Source organism: Candidatus Magnetobacterium casense (genome assembly GCF_019173545.1).
GTDB classification, from domain to species: Bacteria; Nitrospirota; Thermodesulfovibrionia; order Thermodesulfovibrionales; family Magnetobacteriaceae; genus Magnetobacterium; species Magnetobacterium cryptolimnobacter.
This window is the reverse complement of record NZ_JABXWD010000279.1, coordinates 1-4,804: the sequence shown is the minus strand read 5'-3', so window position 1 is coordinate 4,804 and position 4,804 is coordinate 1. Positions and strand designations below refer to the sequence as shown.

The following is a 4,804-nucleotide window of genomic DNA, read 5'->3' as shown; positions in this document are numbered from 1 at the left end:
TTAAGACTAGCGACCAACGGGAGCGGGTAGTACAATCTACCGACTTATCCTTTTATAGGCTTTCCCTTGCAAACAATAGAGATTAAAGGCAACATGACAAGGCTTATAATTTCCCTTCCCCTGTTGCCCATAGGTGGGTGTTGTTAATCCTACCCACTCACTTTGAGAAAGAGCCAAAAAAAATATCGCTCACACCTTCACTGAGAATTGCTGGAAGACAGACCATTGCGTGTCTGCAAGGTAACAAAAATGTTATACTAAGTGGATGTCGAGAAGTTTTTATGTGAAAGATTAAAGATGTCCAATATAATCAAGGACTTCCATTGCTTGTTGTATCCCATAAGGGCATGATTGTTCTAATGCAATGGACTTGGAGGGAGGTTAAGTTATGAAGACGTATCGCAAGGAGTTATGGTATGAGATACCAACACGGAGGGCATTTAAAAACATCACACCGGAAGTGGAGAGCTGTCTGCGTGAAAGTGGCATAAAGGAGGGTTTGGTGCTGGTTAATGCCATGCACATCACGGCGTCGGTGTTTATCAACGATGACGAGTCGGGGTTACACAGCGACTACGAAAGGTGGCTGGAGAAGCTGGCCCCGCACGAACCCGTGTCGCAGTATCGGCACAACGTCGGCGAGGACAATGCCGATGCCCACATGAAGCGTCAGATAATGGGCAGGGAGGTCGTCGTGGCAATTACCAACGGAAAGCTGGACTTTGGCCGCTGGGAACAGATTTTTTACGGTGAATTCGACGGTCGGCGCAAAAAACGCGTCCTCGTAAAGATAATCGGGCAGTGATTGTTGCAGTGTTCGATTTGGGTAGCACTCCATTCAAACGTGGTCACATTAACTGCCACATAGATAATAGTTCACTCCCTAAGAAAAGAAAGAAGGGAGGGGGCGCCGACCCCCTCCCTCAGACCCACCCCGCAAGGGGTCACAGCCCCCTTGACCCCTTCTTACCTCATTGACAGTTGGAACTATGCAATGCCATATTATGAGTTATAGGAATGGCTTAAATCCTGGTAACCACAGGTTGATTGTGGTACTACTCACAATCGAAACGCTCTGTAATACAGTGCCCTTTACCGCCACTTATCCTGTGACACTGCGGGTGTATGGCAAGAGACCTCCCTGAAGGATGACCTTTGCCTCACGCTCGTTGAGGTTCGCCGCACATGTAAATGAGTACTTACTGGCGCTCTCTCCAACCCTGAAGACCTGATCACCCGCCAAACAACGCTTGATGTCACCGATTATCAGTCTGTCGCCCTGACTGACGAGGTCAATGTCTGAGGGTTGATTAAACACCAGGGGCAGGATGCCAAAGTTTATGAGGTTTGCCCTGTGGATGCGCGCAAAGGACACGGCAATCACCGCCTGTATCCCCAGGAACATCGGGGCAAGGGCTGCGTGCTCCCTCGATGAACCCTGTCCGTAGTTCTCTGCCCCAACGATTATGCCACCACCCTTGCCTTTGGCCTCGTTTGCCCGCCTTGCAAAGCCGGCATCGACGTTGGTAAAGACGAAGTCCGAAATGGCCGGGATGTTTGACCGAAACGGCAACACCTTTGCACCGGCGGGCATGATGTCATCGGTGGTGACGTTGTTGCCGAGCTTGATGAGCACCTCGGCGTTGATCTCTTCCCCGATGGGGGATTTTACCGGCACCTCTTTTATATTTGGTCCCTTTTCGACCTTGACTGAGGCGCGTTTGTCTTCCTGCAATGGGGCGATCAGCATGTTGTGGAGCGACTCCCCATCTGCCGCATCCGTAGGTTCGACGATCCTCTGAGGCTCCAGTCCAACATCCCTTGGGTCTACAAACTTTCCATGCAGGGCACTAAGCGCACAGACAACCACACCGGCCAGGTACACATTGGCATCCTTGGTACCGGAACGACCCTCGAAGTTCCGATTAAAACTCCGCACTGATACGTGAGCACTGCCCGGTGCCCCACCCATCCCGATGCACGGTCCGCACGAAGACTCCATGATGCGTGCCCCGGCCCCAATCATGACCGCCAGGGTGCCATCCCGTGCCAACATCTCATACACACGCTTGGAGCCAGGATTGATAAGCAGATTGACATTTTCGGCCACCACCCTGCCCCTCAACAACCCCGCCACCGTTGCCAGGGCCTGGTAGGAGGAGTTCGTGCAACTGCCGATGCACACCTGATTGACCTTTGTCCCCGCAATCTGCCGCACCGGCACAACGTTGTCCGGGCTGTGGGGCTGTGCCACCAGTGGTTCGATCTCACTAAGGTTGATATCCAGCACCTCGTCATAATTGGCGTCATCGTCGGCCTCAAGTGCCACCCAATCATTGGTGTTGGCGTTTGCCCTACCCTGTGACCTCAGAAACTGGAGCGTCTGTTGATCGCTTGGGAATATGGAGGTCGTAGCACCCAGTTCGGCGCCCATGTTGGTGATCGTTGCCCTCTCCGTGACGCTCAGGTCGCCGACCCCCTCTCCGCCGTATTCGAGGATGCGTCCAACGCCTCCCTTGACGGTCAACCTGCGCAGTATCTCAAGTATAACGTCCATTGCCGTGACCCACGGTCGCTGGAGCCGTCCGCTGAGGCGCACGAGCATCACGGCGGGCATGGTCAACTCGTATGGTGCGCCTGCCATCACGGTGGCTGCATCCAGGCCGCCCACGCCGATGGCAATCATGCCGGCCCCGCCGTTGGTAGGCGTGTGACTGTCCGTTCCCAGGACGATCTTGCCGGGAGCGGCAAAGCGTTCAAGGTTGACCTGGTGGCATATACCGTTGCCGGGTCTGGAGAACCATGCCCCATATCTGGCCGCAACGCTCTGCAAAAACGCATGGTCATCGGCATTCATATAGTTGGACTGTATCATGTTGTGGTCCACATAGGAGACCGCCACCGGCACCTTGACCCTGTCCACGTCCATCGCCTCAAACTGCAACCACGCCATTGTCCCCGTGGCATCCTGCGTATAGACCTCGTCAACACGCAGCCCAACGGTCGAACCCTTGCTCACCTGTCCGTAAACCAAGTGCGTATTAAATATCTTCTGTACAATGTTAAACGCCAAGGAAAACCTCCCAAAATTCTTGATTGTATATGAAATCAGCATTTTCTTCAAACTTAAGTTTACCAAATTTTCTAAAAGTTTCGCCAGGCTCCGAATTGCCTCATCTAAAATCTATACGAAACAATACCCGTTGCCTCACATAAAAAGGCTCTTTCTTAAAGTGAGTGGGTAGGATTAACAACACCCACCTATGGGCAACAGGGGAAGAGAAATTATAAGCCTTGCCATGTTGCCTTTAATCTCTATTGTTTGCAAGGGAAAGCCTATAAAAGTATAAGTCGGTAGATTGTACTACCCGCTCCCGTTGGTCGCTAGTCTTAAGTTGAGTTACCCATATGAAATAAGAAGGAATCAATGGCGTCTTGTATAGCACAGGAGTAATAGACTTTAATATTCAGAACACTTCACGCAATCTATATAATAGGTGCTGAAGAATGGTCAGGGGGGAAGACAATTATTATAGAGGTGATCTTGATGACATTCGCATATACAATATAGTTCTTTCTGATAGTCAGATTCAGCAGTTGTACAATGATTCCATACCCACCCCAACGCCTACGGCAACAGCAACCCCGACGCCAACACCAACCGTTACCCCAACTCCCACGCCAACACCAACCCCGGTAACGCTTACGGTCACAAAACAAGGCACCGGGGACGGCATCATAACAACGTCAACAGGCAGCCTCAACTGTAGCGGCAACATCGGTACCGCTCTGTATGCGCTTAACACACAGGTGATAGCCACTGTGGTGACGGATAACGCATCAACCTTTAACGGCTGGACGGGATGCGACGTAACCATCGGCAATCAATGCACGGTGAACATGACGGCAACAAGGGGCATTACCGCCGATTTTAACGGTGTATGCAAGAAGGACTTCGATGACGACGGCAAGACCGACATCCTCTGGCAGAGCAAGGACACCGGGGACGTTTACGCGTGGCTCATGGACGGTACCGTGATCAACTCCGGAGGCTACGCGGATCAGGGAGTCCCAAGCGATTGGAGCATCTACTAACACACGGGAAGAGAAAGAAGGGGGCGGCTCTGCTTCTTGATGCGGCGGGACACTCCAACCCCCTTCTTGACCTCTCCTGCAAGGGGGTGAGGCACACTGCCATAAAAGAGGCCAGGGGCACCCTTGACCCCTTTTTGTCTTGTCTATCCCTTAGTCCGTTTACTCGTAGCTCAGACAATCCACTCAGCTCAGTGGCTTGAGAATTCCTTTTGCAGTTCAGCGTTGAGCTTGAGCATGTCCTTTAGATTATCCCCTGTAAGGTCCCAACTGTACTCGCCCTTGAAGTTGCGCTTCAGCTTTATGTGGACAGGTTTTTTCGGGGGCAAATTAGAGAGAGTCGGGTCTTTTTTGGCCTCGGGGGCTGCCTTACCACCTAGCGCGACATCCGTGCATGATATCAGCAGAGACAGCAATAAGGCAATCAGTATATGTGTCCTATAAGTTTTCAAGCGTTTACCTACCTTGACAATGTCATCAGGGTTCATGAAAATTATCACACTAACCAATACCTTACCATAATAGCAATGTAAATGTCTATAGCCCAGCAATTCTCAGTGAAGGTGTGAGCGATATTTTTTTGGGACAAAATTGGCGAGGGTGTGTTAATTATCATAAGAAGATATATATTTTAGTCATTTATTATCATTAAAAAGTAATATGTTATCGTCACATGAAAAGATTGTCTGAACTAGGATTAAACAGATTAAAA

General features: G+C 50.9%; 4 protein-coding genes. 2 read left to right on the top strand and 2 right to left on the bottom strand.

Annotated elements, in window-relative coordinates; translation table 11 throughout:
- Window positions 1-388 precede the first annotated feature (388 nt).
- Window positions 389-805: a secondary thiamine-phosphate synthase enzyme YjbQ gene (locus HWQ67_RS13265; RefSeq protein WP_218253170.1), complete on the top strand. Its 417-nt coding sequence runs from the start codon at window positions 389-391 to the stop codon at window positions 803-805.
- Between the two features lie 297 nt (window positions 806-1,102).
- Here HWQ67_RS13265 and HWQ67_RS13260 read toward each other — a convergent pair whose 3' ends face one another.
- The gene (locus tag HWQ67_RS13260) at window positions 1,103-3,073 is read right to left on the bottom strand and encodes an aconitate hydratase (protein WP_218253169.1); all 1,971 of its coding nucleotides are present in this window, start codon (window positions 3,071-3,073) and stop codon (window positions 1,103-1,105) included.
- Window positions 3,074-3,507: 434 nt separating this feature from the next.
- On the opposite strand from HWQ67_RS13260, the gene HWQ67_RS13255 reads away from it, so the two are divergent.
- Window positions 3,508-4,095: a hypothetical protein gene (locus tag HWQ67_RS13255; RefSeq protein WP_218253168.1), complete on the top strand. Its 588-nt coding sequence runs from the start codon at window positions 3,508-3,510 to the stop codon at window positions 4,093-4,095.
- Window positions 4,096-4,283: 188 nt separating this feature from the next.
- On the opposite strand, the gene HWQ67_RS13250 is transcribed toward HWQ67_RS13255, so the two are convergent.
- Window positions 4,284-4,544 carry a hypothetical protein gene (locus HWQ67_RS13250; protein WP_218253167.1) on the bottom strand — a complete coding sequence of 87 codons (261 nt, stop codon included), beginning with the start codon at window positions 4,542-4,544 and terminating at the stop codon, window positions 4,284-4,286.
- Window positions 4,545-4,804 lie beyond the last annotated feature (260 nt).